The sequence below is a fragment of the Rothia sp. HMSC069D01 genome, from assembly GCF_001810135.1.
Classification (GTDB): Bacteria; Actinomycetota; Actinomycetes; order Actinomycetales; family Micrococcaceae; genus Rothia.
In genome coordinates this window covers 104,251-122,011 of the sequence record NZ_KV800093.1, presented here as the reverse complement: position 1 = coordinate 122,011, position 17,761 = coordinate 104,251, and the positions used below count along the sequence as shown (strand labels likewise).

Annotated in this window: 14 protein-coding genes; 8 read left to right on the top strand and 6 right to left on the bottom strand. The window is 60.0% G+C overall.

Features of this window, described 5'->3' with window-relative positions; genetic code table 11:
- On the top strand, positions 1-901 hold a 901-nt coding region (locus HMPREF2710_RS03185; protein WP_141746604.1), incomplete at its 5' end, for an S-layer homology domain-containing protein.
- 121 nt (positions 902-1,022) lie between these two features.
- Here HMPREF2710_RS03185 and HMPREF2710_RS03180 read toward each other — a convergent pair.
- The 4 genes from HMPREF2710_RS03180 to HMPREF2710_RS09455 all read right to left on the bottom strand — a co-directional run bounded on the left by HMPREF2710_RS03180 (position 1,023) and on the right by HMPREF2710_RS09455 (position 7,350).
- Positions 1,023-1,787, bottom strand: coding sequence for a PspA/IM30 family protein (locus HMPREF2710_RS03180; RefSeq protein WP_012903194.1), 765 nt, complete (start codon positions 1,785-1,787; stop codon positions 1,023-1,025).
- Positions 1,788-2,051: 264 nt separating this feature from the next.
- Positions 2,052-4,121, bottom strand: coding sequence for a TPM domain-containing protein (locus HMPREF2710_RS03175; RefSeq protein WP_070599468.1), 2,070 nt, complete (start codon positions 4,119-4,121; stop codon positions 2,052-2,054).
- A 268-nt stretch (positions 4,122-4,389) separates the two neighbouring features.
- The gene (locus HMPREF2710_RS03170; RefSeq protein WP_070599466.1) at positions 4,390-6,879 is read right to left on the bottom strand and encodes a non-ribosomal peptide synthetase subunit; all 2,490 of its coding nucleotides are present in this window, start codon (positions 6,877-6,879) and stop codon (positions 4,390-4,392) included.
- Positions 6,880-7,182: 303 nt separating this feature from the next.
- Positions 7,183-7,350 carry a hypothetical protein gene (locus HMPREF2710_RS09455; protein WP_168162430.1) on the bottom strand — a complete coding sequence of 56 codons (168 nt, stop codon included), beginning with the start codon at positions 7,348-7,350 and terminating at the stop codon, positions 7,183-7,185.
- 374 nt (positions 7,351-7,724) lie between these two features.
- On the opposite strand from HMPREF2710_RS09455, the gene HMPREF2710_RS03165 reads away from it, so the two are divergent.
- A complete protein-coding gene (locus HMPREF2710_RS03165) occupies positions 7,725-9,053 on the top strand; it encodes a S1C family serine protease (RefSeq protein ID WP_049349457.1) in 1,329 nt (442 codons plus the stop codon).
- A 191-nt stretch (positions 9,054-9,244) separates the two neighbouring features.
- On the opposite strand, the gene HMPREF2710_RS03160 is transcribed toward HMPREF2710_RS03165, so the two are convergent.
- Positions 9,245-9,892, bottom strand: coding sequence for a uracil-DNA glycosylase family protein (locus tag HMPREF2710_RS03160; RefSeq protein ID WP_070599464.1), 648 nt, complete (start codon positions 9,890-9,892; stop codon positions 9,245-9,247).
- Position 9,893: 1 nt separating this feature from the next.
- On the bottom strand, positions 9,894-10,361 hold the full coding sequence (locus tag HMPREF2710_RS03155; protein WP_049358407.1) for a tRNA (cytidine(34)-2'-O)-methyltransferase: 468 nt from the start codon (positions 10,359-10,361) through the stop codon (positions 9,894-9,896).
- A 157-nt stretch (positions 10,362-10,518) separates the two neighbouring features.
- On the opposite strand from HMPREF2710_RS03155, the gene HMPREF2710_RS03150 reads away from it, so the two are divergent.
- The 6 genes from HMPREF2710_RS03150 to mtrB all read left to right on the top strand — a co-directional run bounded on the left by HMPREF2710_RS03150 (position 10,519) and on the right by mtrB (position 17,669).
- A complete protein-coding gene (locus tag HMPREF2710_RS03150; protein ID WP_049358408.1) occupies positions 10,519-11,766 on the top strand; it encodes a cysteine desulfurase family protein in 1,248 nt (415 codons plus the stop codon).
- Between the two features lie 187 nt (positions 11,767-11,953).
- Entirely contained in the window at positions 11,954-13,177 is a 1,224-nt protein-coding gene (gene mnmA / locus HMPREF2710_RS03145; protein ID WP_049358409.1) for a tRNA 2-thiouridine(34) synthase MnmA, read from the top strand.
- A gap of 101 nt (positions 13,178-13,278) precedes the next feature.
- Positions 13,279-13,668, top strand: coding sequence for a chorismate mutase (locus HMPREF2710_RS03140; protein WP_049358410.1), 390 nt, complete (start codon positions 13,279-13,281; stop codon positions 13,666-13,668).
- A 150-nt stretch (positions 13,669-13,818) separates the two neighbouring features.
- On the top strand, positions 13,819-15,123 hold the full coding sequence (locus tag HMPREF2710_RS03135; RefSeq protein ID WP_070599462.1) for a uroporphyrinogen decarboxylase/cobalamine-independent methonine synthase family protein: 1,305 nt from the start codon (positions 13,819-13,821) through the stop codon (positions 15,121-15,123).
- Between the two features lie 55 nt (positions 15,124-15,178).
- Positions 15,179-15,880, top strand: coding sequence for an MtrAB system response regulator MtrA (gene mtrA, locus HMPREF2710_RS03130; protein WP_080976694.1), 702 nt, complete (start codon positions 15,179-15,181; stop codon positions 15,878-15,880).
- 34 nt (positions 15,881-15,914) lie between these two features.
- Positions 15,915-17,669 (top strand): MtrAB system histidine kinase MtrB, encoded by a 1,755-nt coding sequence (gene mtrB, locus HMPREF2710_RS03125; RefSeq protein ID WP_049358412.1) that lies wholly within the window; start codon positions 15,915-15,917, stop codon positions 17,667-17,669.
- The last annotated feature ends 92 nt before the right edge of the window (positions 17,670-17,761 follow it).

Sequence of the window (17,761 nt, the reverse complement as noted above, 5' to 3'; positions counted from 1 at the left end):
GTTCTTCCGCTCCTTCGCTTCCTCCTTCATCGGCCAGAACAACCTGGACGCTTCCCAGGTGTGGACCATGGGCTACTCCGGTGGCGCTGAGTTCATCACCTACGAGCTGACCGACCACAACACCGCATGGCGTAACGGTGGCGGCTCCATCATGGTTGCAGGCGGCGACTCGGACGGCTCCGTGGACGCTGATGCAACCACTAAGGGCTTGCCTATGTACTGGTGGGTTGGCGCGAACGACACCTCCGGTAACACCTACCCCGTCACCTGGAGCGCACGTGGCGCAGTCGAGTCCGGCTACAACGCATACCTGGGCGCTGGCTTCTCCGACGCCCGCGTGAAGCTGATTGACGGCTTCAGCCACCACGACTACGACCTGCCGCACATCCTGGCATCCTCCCTGGACTTCGCCGGTAAGACCCCCGCGCTGGGCTACACCGACGTGTCCTCTTCAAACCCGAACTACAACGAGATCAGCTGGAACTCTGATCGCCGCATCATGCTCGGCTTCGCGGACGGCACCTTCCGCCCGAACGCATCGGTCAACCGTGCGCAGCTGGCAACCTACCTGTACCGCGTGGCTGGTCGCCCCGCCGTGAACGCACCGGCTGTTTCGCCGTTCAGCGATGTTCCGGCGAACCACCCCGCGTACAAGGAGATTTTCTGGCTGAGCCAGCAGGGCATCAACGGTAGCGACTTCCGCCCCCTGGAGGCCGTCACCGAGTCCACCATGGCTGAGTTCATGTACCGTGCAGCTGGCTCCCCGGCACAGGCTCAGGGCGGCTACGCGTCCCAGGCTCTGGCGTGGGCCGCCTCCAACGGTATCGGTACCGGCTCCACCTCTTCGGATGCGGTCACCCGCTCCGCGATGGCAGGCTACCTGTACATCTACGCTAACTAAGGCGCACGGCCCCTAACGCATAAAGATCCGCCCCGTTCCTGATGAGTTCAGGAACGGGGCGAATCGTTTTATAGGTTTAGCCTAAGAAGCTATGCGCTAGACCAGGCTTACTGGACCAGGCTTAGAGAGTCTGGGTGGGGGATTCCACAGCCAGGGGAGCCGGAGCTGCCGGAGCGTTCTTTGCCTTCAGAGCGGCCAGGCGAGCGTCCAGCTCGGTCTCGCGCTCCATCTGGTCCAGGGTGTTGAACTGTGCATCCAGGGAGGAAGCTGCCAGCTCCTGCTGACCGATGACGCGTGCCTCTTCGCGGCGAACCTTCTCTTCGAAGCGGCTCATCTCGCTGGTCGGGTCCAGAACGTCGAACGCCTTCAGAGCGTCGTTCACCTGGGTCTGAGCTGCTGCAGTCTTCTGACGTGCGGTCAGCTCATCGCGCTTGTACTTGACCTCTTCAAGCTTGGAGCGCATCTTCTCCAGGCCGTCCTTGAGCTGGTTGACAACCTGAGTCTGGGAAGCCAGCTGAGGCTCAACAGCCTGTGCAGCCTTCTCAGCCAGCAGCTGCTTGTTCAGAGCAATCTTCGCGAGGTTATCGAACTTGTCAGCGTTGGCAACGTCGCCAGCTGCGCGGAACTCATCAGCCTTGTTAGAAGCTGCCAGAGCCTTGGTGCCCCACTCCTGAGCGGCCTTGACGTCCTCAGCGTGGTCCTTTTCGAGCAGTCGCAGGTTGCCGATGGTCTGTGCTACTGCAGCCTCCGCCTCGCGGATGTTGTTGGTGTAGTCACGAACCATCTGGTCCAGCATCTTCTCCGGGTCCTCAGCTGCATCAATCAGAGCGTTGATGTTTGCCTTAGTGAGCTGTGCAATACGGCCGAAGATGGTCTGCTTAGCCATAATCTCCTACTTTCTGTTCACGGGCTGCGGGGGAGCACTACGCTCCTCGTGAGCCGTGCCCGTATAACTAATTATGTGGCAGATTTCTGGGTGCATGCTGTGAAAATGATGCACGCCTGATTTCTGCAACCTAAACTTTTGGTAAATTACCTCAGGTGTTTTCCGACTGGGGAAGAAAGCGGTGAGGTAAGCTATCCACCCCGCCGGTCAGACTGTAGAAAAACCTACAGAAACCGACCGACAGAATCGGTAGCGTGGAGGCGGTTAGAAGCTGCCGCCGTCACCGCCGCCGCTACCCCAATCGCCGCCACCGCCGCTGAAGCCGCCGCCCCAGCTGCCGCCGCTACTACCGCCACTGCTGTGGCCGCCGCTGCTACCCCAGCTACTGGTGCCAGAGTTCATCGCGGTCATCAGAGCGCCCAGCAGCAGGCCCTTCGCCAGGTCACCGCCGAAGCTGCCGCCGCCGCGGTTGTTCTGGTTGTTGTAGTAGTTGCCGACCTCGCTCTGAGCGCGGTTCTGCGCGTCGGTCGCCTTCTGGATTGCCATGTTGGCTTCCTTCATAGCGTTCAGCGGATCCGAAGGAGCCAGACGCTGAGCCTGACCCAGGTGACGCTCCGCCTCAGAGACAGCGGTCAGGGTCATCGGACCCACCGCCGCACGGCGGTTATTGATGTAGCTACGCGCACCGTTCACCGCAGCGTACGCAGAACGCATCGTACGATCCAGGTTCTGCTCCGCCGCGCGAGAACGCTCGCGGGTAGCACGCATATTGGTCATCGCCTTATCCAGTTCGGCGGAGAGCTGACGCAGCTGGTTCGCCAAAGTCAGCGGGTCATTCGGACGAGCCGAAGCGCTCTGGTTGACCTGGTTGAGCACCGCCTCCATGCCGGCAGCGACCGCACCCAAATCATCGCGACGCTGAGATGCAGCCAGGCTCTTCGCCTCAGCCACGTCACGCTGAATGCTCAGCAAGTCGGTGCTCAGACCCAGCTGAGCCTGCTCCAGCTCATGCGAGCGGGTATTCACTGCCGCACCCAGAGTCTGAATCTGCGAGGCGGCTTCCTCAGCGGTGCGCAGGTGAGCAACCGCCTCCGAACGTGCCGTCGCAACGGTCGCCTGAGCTTTCTCAACCTCCGCAGCGCACAGCACCATGTTCGACTCCAACAGGGTAGGAGTCTTCGAAATGGGCTCCAGGGCGCTGGGCAGGTAACGTTCCTTCAACGCGCGGTACTGGGCGGCAATCTCCTCCACCGAGGCACGCAGCTGCGGCAGACGCTGAGCCAGAGCCTCAATAGCCTGCGGTGCCTCCTGCTCCAGGTTGCGCAACTGAGCCAGCTTAGCGTCCTGCTCCTGAGCAATACGGGTGACTTCCTGAGAGTTATCAATAATCTCAGTCAACCAGGCACGCTGCTCTGCTTCGGTATCGGGAATGCTGTCGGTCAGAAGCTGCTGACGCTGGAAGGACTTACGCATCAGATCCTCAGCACGCGCAATCTCCTGAGCGAACTCAGCAACCTGCTGATCGCTGTACTGTGCGCGCGCAAAATCCAGTTCCTGCTTCGCGTGGCTCATCGTCGTATCAGCCTGCAGCAGGGCGCTACCGGCGCGGGTGCGCAGCTCCTCCAGCGGAACCTCCGGAATGGGGGAGTAGTTACGAGGTGCACCGTAGGAACGCTGAGGCTGCTGCTGAGCGTTCTTCTTCTTGCGGCGGCGGTACATCGCGTAACCGCCAGCACCCACGGTCGCCGCCGCACCCACACCGAGCACGCCGGTTACAACACCCGAAGAGCTACCGCCCTTCTGAGCCTCGATACCCTCAACTGCGGCAAGAGCCGCACCCGAATAGTCGCTGTTCTGCAGCTTCGGCTTAATGTAGTTCTGGTACACCTTCGTCTGCTGATCGCTCGAAAGAGTCTTGGTGCTACCTGCCAAGAAATACGCCTGGCGGGACTCGGTCGCAATTACCAGCACCACATCGGCAGAACCCCAATTGTTCTTCGTGGCAAGCGCCTTCGTCCAGCTCGAAGAAGTAGACGGGTTCTCGAACTTATCAATGGTCACCACGTGCAAATCCACGTTGTACTTCTTCGACAGATTCGAAATCTTAGATTTCAGGGTAGCGGTATCACCCAAAGAGTTCGTGGAATCGTACACGGTGGTGCCCGTAATCTGCATCGGGTCAGCAGCCTGTGCCGACGTGCTCAAAAATGCAGAACCAGCCGGCAGAACCGCCGGGGCACAAGAAAGACCTGCCGCCAGCACTGTGGCACCCAGAATAGTGCGCAGGCGAGGGCGTGCGGGACGAATCTGACGCGCAAAGGCGTGCTCGGTCATGGTCTTTCCTCCGTTGTCGTGAAGTATGAACGGACCTGTACTTCACGGCGTGCTTGAACATCGCACGCCTTAGTGCTGGTCACATTATTAGTGTAGCGGTGGCTCAGCCACGCAAACACACAGATACGAGAATGTTGCGCCGCTGTTTGCCACCCGTTTACCGACTTCCCAGGCTTTATACAGGAAAGCCGGTATATAGGAAGCCGGTATACAGGAAAGCCGGGGTCTAGCCTCACGCCAGACCCCGGCCCACCGGCTATTCAGTTAGTTAGCGCCGACGCGCAATCTTTAGATTGCTCATTAGGTGCTCCACTACCTCCGCGGCATTAACATCGTGGATACTCTGCGCCATGCCGTTCACTACCTGAACCCGCGAAGACGAGGCGAACATCCAGCCTAAGAACTGCACAGTATTCAGCAGCCTAGAACTGCGTTCTGCCTGCTTTCGCATCTGTGACCACAAAAAGGGCGTAGTCGGCACGCCACGGCCCTTATACACCTGGGAATTAGAATGGGCATCCAGAAGCTCAGCGAGCGCCTCAATATTTTCGGTCAGCTCCTTCAAATCCTCATCCCCGGCAGAGGAGCCGACGTAATACCGTTCAACCAGGCTCAAAGGCATGTAGCCGCTACAGCTACTCACCCACGCCAGCTTCAAACGCAGATTCTGCAGACGAAGCACCTGCTTCAGAAGTCTCGAATGGGTGCGCAACACCGACAGCGGCATGGAAGATAGCCTCTTCTCCTCCGAAAGCAGACCCTCGAAGGAACCTTCCCCGGAAAACGCCTTATACGGATCCGAGACGCCCATTAGAAGTACCGGTCCCTCGTAGTGAACGAACGCCAGAACCTCGGGAACACTCGAGAGGGAACGGATGCGCTCGCCAATGGTCGGAAGATCCTCCCCATCGGGGGCGTACTGTTCGCGGCTGAACATCAACGTCTGGATAGGCTGCTCGGCAAGGTCGGGCGAGTCATGAGCAAGCGCTCGCAAATCGGTCACAACCTCCGCCAGAACGCCGTCCTGCTCAACCTGCAGAAGCTCCTGGAGAAGCTCAATGACAGAGCGCGCCTGCAAGCTCAAGACCGCAGCGCAGAACTCCGCATCCTGAAGCTCAAGACGCACCTTCTCCAGGCGCTCTTCCAGCGTGGACTGCACGCCCTTGAGCTCAAACTCGCTCAGCTGTTCCGGACGGAGCATACGGTGCGTACCATCCTCGCCGGGACGGTAGAAAAGCTCGCTAAACTCCAACGTAGACTGCACACCCTTCAACGCCCGCTCTCGCAACTCGGGCAGAACGTCAAAGGCGACTTCGGTCATCTCATTCCAGACCTTGGCCTCATCGATCTTCGAGTCCTTACGAGCAGTCTTCTTCCAGGTCTCGGCAAGCTGCATGGCGCGGTCAAATTCGCTCAGCTCCACAAAAGCCGCCAGCTTCTGCGCGCTCTCACGCAGATAACGCACCGCGTAGAGGCGGTCGTTCAAAGAATCCGGGAGAGTATCCTCCAGCAGACGCCAACGGAAGGTACGCTCAAAGCACTCCTCGGTCAGGCTAATGACGGCGGCGCTCAAAGAGAGCGCGTGATCACGGGCAAAAGCGAAAGAGCCCGGGGTATCCGCCAGACGAGGCAGGGACGTATAAAACTCCAGCGCCCCGCTTAGCTTCAGCCGAGATACCCGGATGGTCTCTTCCAGCTCGGCGGCAAGCACCGCGCGGTCAGCCTGGGCAGTCTCCTTGAAGCTGTGCAGCGGAGACACCTGCGCACGCTCCAGCGTCTGCAGGTTCATGACCGCACGCATGAGATAGTTCTCAAGAATATCGACCTGCTGCAGGCGCGGACGCTGATTCAGCGGAACATGATTCTCCTGCGTACCGACCAGCAGATGCTGCGGCACACCGCTAATCGACGGCAACGCAAAGACTTCATCCTCAGATTTACTGACAGAAAGCACCATGGGGTAGCGGCTGCGCTGTGCGTTCTCTAGAGGGGGAATGAGCTTGAAGTTGGTGCTCAGAGAGAAATGGTCGGAGGGCGCCGGGTTACTCTGCGCCGGGTTACTCTTGGGAGCCTGCTGGGCGGCCTCCTGCTGCGGGCGCTCTTCAGGCTGCGCCGGGGTGTTCTGGGGCATGCTCTGCTGCTCCTGGCTTTCTGCTGATTGGCTTTCTGCTGAATGGTTCTGCGCCGAAGAACCGGAGATACCACCGGCCTGCATCGGCTCCAACGGCGAAGGTGCAGCCACCGGCTGAGGAGGCTGAGGTGAGGCAGGGTGAGGCGAGGGTGCCTGAGCCTGCTGTGCCTGAGCCTGTTGAGCTTCGACAGCCTGATCCTGCTGGGGGAGCGGGGACTGCGCCTGGGGCGCTGCAGATACCGGGGCCTGCGCGGGGTTCGGTACCTGGTTCTGAACAGGATCCTGCACCGACTGCTGAGCGCTACTGCCGGGCTGTGCCGGCTTCGGCTGGTAGTGCATCGGGTAGCTCACCGCGCCCTGTACTTGCTGATTGGGTGCCTGGTGAGGGGGAACCTGCTGATTCATCGCCTGGTTCTGCTGTTGCTGCTGCTGTTGCAATACCTGCCGCCTAATCTCACGCGCACGACGGCGCGACGGGCTCAACGACGCAAACAACGCTACTACCGCGCAGATGAGTACAAACAAAAGTAGCGCGTACAGGCGGGTTGCGCCGTCCAGCGAAGACGCCACCGCCGGTAGGGTCGGCAGCGCGCCAACAAGAGCGAAAACAGCAGAAATAATCCTCATGACTTCACCATAACCCAGCTAAATCCCGGGTGCTCGCAACGCCGTTGCCTTACCGCATACTAAAAGGGAAGTAGCCGGGGTGCCGGGTGCTCTCCGCCAGTGCTTCCCGCATCCGCCTCACAATTAAAGGACGATGCGGCGTGCGCCCTCATGTAGGGGCTCACGCCGCATCGATCATCACTCAACTCATTATCACACCCGGGCCGGTCCTCACACCGACCCTTCGGGACATACTGGGGATTCTCGCCCCTCCCGGTGCAGGGCTCTCATCTCCCGCCCCGGAAAACTATCAAACTCTATACGCTACCTACCGGCGGTCAGCGCCTGGGTAGCCATCTGCTGAGCCAACTCGGAGGCCTTTTCCGCACGATGACGGCGGTACACCATTCCCGAGCAACACGCCACAATACCCGCACCAATACCGATGGAGCTTGCCAAGACCGCACAGAAAATCAGGGTTCCGATCATCATGGGTTTCTCCTTTGCCTTTGTCCTTTGCCTTTGTTCTCGGCTCTATGTGCCTTCAACATTACGGACTGACCCTGTGTTCAAGCTGTGTACCAAGAAGCATCATGCTGTGTAAACCGTGGAGAAAAACTGGGCGCTTTAAAAGAGAAACATGAGAGCGAGTAGCGAACAAAGCCCCAAAACAAACTAGCCGTCGGGCAAATCTCCGGGTATCTCAGACCCGCGAATCAGCTGCCGATGAAAGGGTGTGAGGAAAATTCCCAGGGAACTCCCCGATAACCAACAGCAAAAAAATATAGAACGCCATAAAACACCCTCTACAGTAGAAAGATAGCGTGCGCCCAGGGTGAGGCACACGCGCGACTCTAGGAGAACTTATGACTCAGAACAACGGATGGTCTTACGGCGGCAATGACGGCGTCACGGATGCAACCCGTCCCCTGCAGAACGTGAACGGACAGGCAAGCTACCAGCCCGCAAACCAGCAGCAGGGTCAGAACGCATACCCGCAGGCATACGCCTCTCCCGGATACACCTACCCCCAGGCGGCGGCTGCTCAGGTCGCTTCGGCACAGTCTGCACCTCAGAACACCGATAACAACAAGCGTTACGGTGCCGGTGTTGTGCTCACCGCAGCTCTGCTCGCAGCCCTCGTTGGCGGCGGCGTTGGCGCGGGCGTCGGAGGCGGCATCGCAGCATCGAACAACAGCTCCTCCAGCGCTTCCTCGCGCGGCTCCGTCAGCTCCAATATCAGCAACTCCTCCACCGTGGCAGGCGTAGCAGAAACCGCGAAGAAGGTCCTGCCCTCTACCGTGACCATCGTTGCTTCGAACGGCTCCTCCTCCGGCGGCGGTAGTGGCGTTATCCTCGACAAGGAAGGCCACATCCTCACCAACCACCACGTGGTTACCCTCGAATCTTCCAGAGAAGCATCCACCATTGAGGTGCGCCTGAGCGACGGCACCGTACGCACCGCAACCGTGGTGGGCCTGGACTCTGCCGCTGACCTGGCGGTCCTGAAGATTAACCCCTCCGGCCTGGACCTGCAGCCCATCACCTGGGGTGACTCCTCCAAGCTGGTCTCCGGCGAGGTAGTGGTTGCCCTCGGCGCGCCGTATCGTCGTAGCGAATCGGTAACCTCCGGCGTGGTCTCGAACGCAAACCGCGTGCAGCCTGCCGATGCGAAGGGCCAGAACTACATCCCCATGGTTCAGGTTGACGCTCCCATCAACCACGGTAACTCCGGTGGCCCGCTGGTGAACCTCAAGGGCGAACTGGTCGGCATTAACGCGCAGGGCCAGGCAAGCCAGGATGGCGGCACCGCCGACGGTATGGCGTTCTCCATTACCTCCAACTACGCCAAGCGCATCTCCTCCGAGATCATCGCCAAGGGTAAGGCAACCCACGGCTACCTGGGCGCGAGCGTGAAGAACAGCCCCGCGGACACCGGCTCGGGCTCGTCCAAGCTCATCCCCGGTGGCGTTGAAATTGCCTCGGTAGAATCTAACAGCCCCGCCGCGAAAGCAGGCCTGCGATCCGGCGACGTCGTGATTGAAGCCGACGGTCACGCCGTGACCAAGAGCGACGAGCTTAACGGTACCGTGCGTGCCGCGGCAGCAGGCTCTGATCTGAAGCTGAAGATTAAGCGCGGCTCCTCCACCCATGACATCACCGTGACCCTGGGCGACGCCGACAGCCAGAAGTAAAACGCACTCTGCCTCTGAACAGGTAGAAACGCGGTTGGGAAACACCCGCTCAGCCGGCTCTACCGTTCAGTAACTCTAACTTCAAAAGAGTGCCACATGGTGTAACGAAAGAAAGCTCCCACCCCATACGCGGGGTGGGAGCTTCTTTCGTTAGTACAGCAAACTGTATTGGTGTTGCAGATAGGGGCAGGTTAGAGGCCCTCGAGAACCTCGCCCACGCGCTTCTGCAAAGCCGGGATAACCTCCTGCTCGAACCACGGGTTCTTCGCCTGCCACCTAAAATTCAGCGGCGAAGGATGCACCAGCGGCAGAAACTTAGGAAGATAAGACTCCCACGCACGAACCGTCTCCGTCAGGTTCTTCTGCGCCTTAGGGGCGTGCATACCATCCAGGTAGTGCTTCTGAGAGTATGCCCCCACCAGCAGAATTAGCTGAACGTTCGGCATGAGCTCCAGAAGCTGCGGATGCCACTTCGGCGCGAAATCCTTACGCGGCGGGTTATCGCCGTGCGCGCCCTTACCCGGGTAATAGAAATCCATCGGCAACAGCGAAATCAGGTCGGGGTCGTAGAACTGCTCAGCCGTCACGCCCATCCACTCGCGCAGCTTCACGCCGCTCGGGTCATTCCACGGGATACGGCTCTCCTGCGCGGCGCGCCCGGGTGCCTGACCAATCACCACAATACGAGCATGAGGTGACGCCGAATAAACCGGCTCCCAACCCTGCTCCGTGAACTCCCTATTCTGCGAATCCAAACGAATCTGCTCAGCCAGGGGAGGGCGCGTCTCCAGAATCTGCTGAATCAGAGGCCCCGGCAGATTATGGTGTGTTGCAGCCATGCTAGATGGCGCCTCCATCAAAACCGTTCTGACGCCACGCCTCAAAAATTGCAATGGACGCAGAATTAGCCAGGTTCAGCGAACGGCGACCCGGCTTCATCGGAATCTTCACCCGCTCAGTCACATGCGGATCCTGCTGAACCTCAGCGGGCAGACCCACCGACTCCGGACCGAACATGAACACATCACCGGGACGGTACTCAATATCCGCATACGAGGTCGAAGCAGTCGTCGTGAACGCAAAAACACGCTCCGGAGCCAGAGCCTCCCACGCATCCTCAAGGGTCTCATGCACCGTCACCACCGCCAGGTCGTGATAGTCCAGACCCGCGCGGCGCAGGTGCGCATCATCAAAGTTAAAGCCCAGCGGCTTCACCAGGTGCAGCTCAGCGCCAGTAATCGCCGCCAAACGGATAGCGTTGCCGGTATTGCCGGGAATCTCAGGGGTATAGAAAAGAATCTTGAACACGTTCCTAAGTGTACCGCGCAGCCCCCGAACAGCCCCGAGCGTCCCGAGGAGTAGCGCTCGCCGACCCCGCCGCAGATGAACACGCCTAGAAGAGCGCGGGTAGAGCGCGATAAAATAAACGAGGCGACAAACCGCCGACAACCCAGCAGGAGGAACCATGAGCGCAGAAACCAACCGTCAGAACGGCCGCGTCTACCTCGACCATGCCGCCACCACCGACGTACTGCCCGCCGCCATCGACGCCATGGTCGAACAGATGCGCAACGGCGGCAACCCCTCCTCCCTGCACGCCGTAGGACGCAATGCCCGCGCCACCGTCGAATATGCCCGCGAACGCATCGCCCGCGCCGTCGGAGCCGACCCCGCCGAGGTTATTTTCACCTCCGGTGGCACCGAAGCGGACAACCTCGCCGTCAAGGGCATCTACTGGAAGCGCCGCGAAGAAGACCCGCAGCGCACCCGAATTCTCGTCTCCTCCATCGAGCACCACGCCGTGGAAGAAACCTGCGAATGGCTCGAAAAGGCAGAAGGCGCGCAGATCGAATGGATCCCCGTAGACAAGCACGGTAGCGTCAACCCGCAGACCGTCCGCGAACTCATCGAAAAGAACCCCGAAGACGTTGCGCTCGTGACCGTCATGTGGGCGAACAATGAGGTCGGTACCGTACAGCCCATCCCCGAGATCGCCGCTATCGCCGCCGAATACGGTATTCCCGTGCACTCGGACGCGGTGCAGGCATTCGGCGCAATCCCCATTGACTTCCACGCCAGCGGGGTAGCGACCCTCGCAATCTCCGGCCACAAAATCGGTGGTCCCATGGGCATCGGCGCGCTGGTTGCAACCCGTGCCGTGCAGATGACCCCCGTCCTACACGGAGGCGGCCAGGAACGCTCCGTACGATCCGGCACCATCGACGCACCCGCCATTGCAGGTTTTGCAGAGGCCGCCGTGCACTCGGTTCAGCACCTTGACAAAGAATCCGCCCGCATCGCCGCGCTACGCAACGAACTCGTTGCGGCAATTAGCGCGCTCATCCCGCAGGCGCACCTGAGCGGCGAAAACCCGCTCACCGAAGAGTACCCCGGCCAGAAGCGACTGCCCGGCAACGCCCACTTCACCTTCGAAAACGCAGAAGGTGACACCCTGCTCTTCCTGCTGGACATGCAGGGCATCAGCAGCTCCACCGGCTCCGCCTGCAACGCCGGGGTGACCCGCCCTTCCCACGTGCTCATGGCAATGGGAATGGACGAAGACACCGCCCGCAGCGCCCAGCGCTTCACCCTCGGTCACTCGACCACCGGAGCCGATATTGCGCGCCTCATCGCGGCACTACCCGCCGCCTACGAACAGGCAGCAAAGGCGGGACTGTCCTCGCAGCTGCCGGACGCCTCCCGCTGGTACTAAAAGACAGAAAAAGGTACCGAACCGCCCTCAGCTTGCAATATCAGCGTTCGCTGAGGGCGGGCTGAGGGTGCACTGCCCAATATCCCGCCGAGCCCCTGCGTACAATGGGTAGCTACAGTAACGGAAAGTCCGCCCACACAAATAAGGCGTACCTTTCTAAAGGCTCAACACAACAGAAGGATAGGCAGTGAAAATTCTTGCAGCTATGAGTGGCGGCGTTGACTCCGCAGTCGCCGCAGCCCGCGCCGTAGAAGCAGGACACGAAGTAGTCGGCGTTCACCTCGCACTATCCCGCATGCCCGGCACCCTGCGCACCGGCTCCCGCGGCTGCTGCACCCTCGAAGACTCCATGGACGCCCGCCGCGTCTGCTCCCAGCTGGGCATCCCCTTCTTCGTCTGGGACTTCTCCGAACGCTTCAAGGAAGACGTCGTCGACGACTTCATCTCCGAATACGAAGCCGGACGAACCCCCAACCCCTGCATGCGCTGCAACGAAAAGATCAAGTTCGCCGCGCTCCTCGAACGCGCCCTCGCACTCGGCTTCGACGCCGTGGTGACCGGCCACTACGCCCGCGTCATCACCACCGAAGACGGCAACCGCGAACTGCACCGCGCCGCCGACTGGGCCAAGGACCAGTCCTACGTGCTCGGTGTGCTCACCCACGAACAGCTCAAGCACGCCTGGTTCCCCCTGGCGGACACCCCCTCCAAGGCGCAGGTACGTGCGGAGGCGGCAGAGCGCGGCTTCTCCGTGGCGAAGAAGCCCGACTCCTACGACATCTGCTTCATTCCCGAAGGCGATACCCGCGCCTGGCTGGGCGACCACATCACAATGCGCCCCGGCCTCATCAAAGACACCCACGGCGAGGTGCTCGGCGAGCACCCCGGCGCGCAGGCATACACCGTAGGCCAGCGCAAGGGCCTGGCACTGGGCCGCCCCGCCGCCGACGGCAAGCCCCGCTTCGTGCTGGAGGTGCGCCCCAAGGAAAACGAAGTTATCGTCGGCTCCCGCGAGCTGCTTGCCGTGCACGAAATCCGCGGTATCCGCGCCACCTGGGCGGGCGTACCCGTAGAACAGGCGGCACGCTTCCTGGAACAGCCCGCACAGCTGGGCGCCCGCAGCGAAGAGTTCGAGGTGACCGCACAGGTGCGCGCGCACGCCGACCCGGTCCGCGCCAAGGCGTACATGACCTGGGCACCCGACCCCGAAGCTGAAGAAGAAGGCGCACTGCGTCTGGAAACCGTAGTGCGCCTCCTGGATCCGCTCTCCGGCGTGGCACCGGGACAGACCATGGTGCTCTACCAGGGCACCCGCGTACTGGGTCAGTCCACGATCGCCCGCGCCTACTCGCTGGACCGCGAAGACATTCAGGAAACCCTGTCTGCTGGCGCCTCCACCAGCGCCGACTAGCCGCACAGAATAGCCGCGTACCCCGCTATTCGCAGCTGTTGCCGCAACAGCCTGCTCGAGCGCAACGCACAGAAGACCACAACCGGACTGAGGAGAGACCGATGACTGCCGAACACACTTCCTGCGAATTTGACCCCCACGCCACCTCCATGGGCGATGAAGTCGCGCCGGAGGTTTACGAGGAGCTCTTCGCCATGCGCCGCTCCATCGACAACTTCGATGCAGCGTTGGTGCACATCCTCGCGGAGCGTTTTCAGGCAACCAAGCGCGTGGGCGTCCTGAAGGCTAAGCACAACCTGCCCGCTGGCGACCCCGGTCGTGAAGAGGCGCAGATTGCTCGCCTGCGTGCCATGGCGAAGGAATCCAGCCTGGACCCGGAATTCGCGGAGAAGTTCCTGAACTTCATCATCTCTGAGGTGATTCGCCACCACGTGCGCATCGCGAACGAGCACGCTGACCAGGACGAAGAGACTGAAAATTCTGAAAGCTAAGACTTTCTAAGATTTCACCCTCTTCGAGATCTCAGCCTCTCCGAAAAGCCCCGCTCTCATCCCTGCTGAGCATCCATCGTGCTGAGCGTCCAGCGGCAGAGCATCGACCCGCCCGCACTTTTCCCTAACCTGTCTTAACCTCACTCGTTTATGCCCCCTCAATCTTCCTCCCGCCAGAATGCCCGCACCGAGCCGGTGCCGGAGCGCCTGCTACTGCCCGGTGAGTACCGTGCCCCCGAAGGGGACGAACTGACCGAACAGGACCTCGCCGCGCTCGCTACGGAGCGTCCGCTGGTACGTGCTAGCGGTCTGGGCGATTTTCCCGGCGATGACCTGGCTGAGGCGATGTCCCGTGTGGAGGGCGAGCTGGGTTCCCCGCACTTGCCGTTCCTGCCGCATCTGCCTGCGCTGGGCTGGCGGAGTACCCCGCTGGCACGCACCCTGGCGGTGTGCGAGGGACTTGCCTTTGACGGTGCCTCGTTTGGGTGGCGCATGGTGCATAGCGGCGGCAGGGGAGCGCGCGAGTCTGCCCTGGCGCAGGACCGTCTGCTCTCCGATATCAATCTTCTCGCTGACCGCGTGGGCTCGCAGAAGAAACGTTTCGGTTCAGGGCAGGATACCGCCCCGGCGTATAAGATTCAGCTGGCCGGTCCGCTGACTCTTGCCGCCAGTATCTATTTGCCCGGCGGCGAGCGTGCCATTAGTGATGCAGGGGCGAGCCGTGACCTGCTGGAGTCGTTCCTGGAAGGCCTGGAACGCTGGATGGGTTCTCTGCGCGAGGCTCTGCAAGCTCCGCGGGCGCTGATTGCCGTGCAGCTGGATGAATCCGAATTTCAGCGTCTGATGGAGGGGGCCATCCCTACGGTGAGTGGTTTCCGCTCCCTGCCGGCTTTGCAACCTCACTACTATCAGCAGGTGTACCGCCGTATCTCGGAGCGTTTCGCCGAGCTGAATCTGCAGCTCATCCTGGATGTGGATGGCACCGCGCTCAAGCCTGTGCAGGAGCTGAAGCTGCTGAGCCAGTCCCGCCCCACCCTTGACGCGTTGGCTCTTGTGAAGGCGATGCGTGTTGAGGGCGGCGCTCCTTGCGCTTTGCTGTTGCATCCTAATCGTGCCCGCCTCAAGGGGCCGGGCACGCTGCAGGTTCCGCCGCTGAGCGACCCTCGTTCCTGGGAACCTGTGGCGCAACTTTTGGAGGCTCAGGCTCAGCTGTGGCTGCCGGTGGTGACCTCTGCGCGGGTTCCTGATCAGGTGCGCCGCCTGTACAGCCTGTGGCGCGAGGTTGGTCTTGAGCCGACCCAGTTGAGCGCGGTGGGTTTGATGCCTGATGAGCGTATTCAGAGCGGTTCCGTGCCTGCTGGGATGACTTCAGCCGCGGTAAGTATGCTGGATGCCACGGCTTCGCTGGCTCGGGTGACAGAGTGTGCCCGTGCATTGGCTGAGTGCGCGGTATGATTAGAGAATCAGCATTTTTATGTAAGTATTTACGACAATTCTTTAGGGAGGTACTGTGAGCGCAAGCGACGCACACACCATTTTGGTGGTTGATGACGATGATGCTCTGGCGGAAATGATTGGCCTCGTGCTCGCGCAAGAGGGCTTTAACGCTGTTTTCTGCGAAAATGGCGGCCGCGCTTTTGAAACTTTTATGCGCTCCACTCCCGATTTGGTGCTTTTGGATTTGATGCTTCCTGGCATGAACGGTATTGAAGTCTGCCAGCAAATTCGCCGCTCTTCTAATGTGCCGATTATTATGTTGACCGCTAAAAGCGACACTGAAGATGTTGTTAAGGGTCTTGAGGCTGGTGCTGATGATTACATTGCGAAGCCTTTTAAGCACGCTGAATTGTTGGCGCGTATTCGTACTCGTTTGCGTCCGCGCGAGAGCCGCCAGCTGGTGGTGTCCATTGGCGATATTGTCATGGATATGGACGGTCGTACCGTCAAGTACCACAGCACTGAGGTTCCCATGACTCCTCTGGAGTTTGACCTGCTGGCTGCGCTGGTGCGCCACCCGGGTCAGGCGTTGAGCCGCCAGGAACTGCTGGATATGGTCTGGGGCTACACTGATGTGAGCGATTCTCTGGTAAACGTGCATGTCCAGCGTCTGCGCGCTAAGTTTGATGAGCTGGGTGCGGATCGTTTTATTCAGACGGTCCGTGGCGTTGGCTACAAGATTCCGGCCGAGCTGGTGGGATCTTCCGGTAGCTAAGCGGAAGCTATTCATAGGCGAAGGGATAACCTGATTGTCTGTTGCGAAGTCGAGCCATGAGCACGGCGCTTTGACGGCGGAGGCGGTAGCCTCCGCCTCTTCGCGTACCCGCACTTCCAAGCCGCGTAAGGCGAAAAAGCAGAGTAGTAGGAGCCTGATGCAGCGCGCTCAGCGTCTGTGGAAGGAATCTCTGCAGTTCCGTGCTTTGGGCACTGCGGGCATCATGATGTTCCTGAGCTTCTTGATGGTGGGTTGGTCCTTGTCGAGCCAGATTGCGACGAGTCTTTTTGAGAATCAGAAGGGTCAGGCGCTGGCGGAATCGGAGAGTGGTTTCCGTAACGTTCAGAGCGTGCTGGACTCCTCTGAGGCCCGTAGTGACAGCGAAATTCGCCGTAATGTGAGCCGTACCCTGACCGTGCTGGATGCGGGCAGCTCGGGTAAGCGTAATTGGATTCTTGTGCCTTTGGAAGGTCAAGGTAAGCAGGGTTTTATTCCTGAGCAGAGCAGTAATAATTCTTTGAATTCTTCGAGTATTCCGAATGATTTCAAACAAACTGTTCGCGATAAAGATGGTATTTTCTGGCAGACGTCTACGGTGACTACTGTCGAAAATAATCGTGAGCGTACCTATCCGGTGCTTATTGTTGGTACACATATTTCTATTGCACAGAACCCTAATTACGGTTTGTTCCTTGTGTACGATATGACGGATTCTTCCGCCACGATTGCGCATATTAACTTTGTTCTTTTTGGCGGTTTCTGCGCACTGCTTACTGTGGTGCTTTCTGTGGTGTGGATTGTGACTCGTTTTGTGGTCCGCCCGATTACGCAGACCGCTATTACCGCTGAGAAGCTGGCTGCTGGCGATCTGGATCAGCGCGTGTCTGTACACGGTGAGCATCAGGCGGCGCGTCTGGGCTATTCCTTCAACCTGATGGCTGACTCGCTGCAGGAGAAAATTGTTCAGCTGGAGCGCCTGTCGACTCTGCAGCAGCGCTTTGTGTCTGACGTGTCGCATGAGTTGCGTACTCCGCTGTCGACGGTGCGTTTGGGTACGGAACTTCTGTACGATACGCGTGACGAGATGGAGCGCACGCAGAGCCGCACCGTGGAGCTTCTGCACGATCAGGTGGATCGTTTCCAGTCGATGCTTTCTGACCTGCTGGAGATTTCTCGTTTCGATGCAGGTAGCGCAATGCTGACCATCGACACTGAAGACTTCATGCGTGTGCTGTCGAATATTTTGCAGGAGGCTCTGCCGCACCTGGAGCGCACGAATACTAAGCTGAACGTGCATACGAGCCATGAGAGCATCATGGTTGATATGGACCGCGTGCGTATTGAGCGTGTGCTCCGTAACCTGCTGTACAACGCGATTGAGCACGGCGAGTCCCGCCCGATTGACGTGTACGTGGGTGCGAATGCCACGAACCTGGGTGTTGCGGTGCGTGACCACGGTATCGGTCTGTCTGAGGATGAGGCTGTTCAGGTGTTCAACCGTTTCTGGCGTGCTGATACTTCCCGTAAGCGCACCCTGGGCGGTACGGGCCTGGGTCTGTCGATTGCTGCTGAGGATGTGCGTCTGCACGGCGGCACGATTGAGGCGTGGGGCGAGAAGGGCCGCGGTGCCTGCTTCACGATGAACCTGCCGCTGATTCACGGTGCGCCTTTGGGCGAGTCGCCGGTTTTGGTGACGGGTGAGCCTGAGGTGAGTGCGCATCGTTCGGCGACCGCGAAGGATACGCTGCCCAATATTGCTCCTCGTGCGAACCTTGAGGGCGAGCTCTAAGGGGTTCAAACGGGGAGAGGCTTTAGGCTTCTGTCATATATCGGTGCGTTGGTGTTGCTCGGCTGTATTTACGCTTATCCTTGCGTATTTGC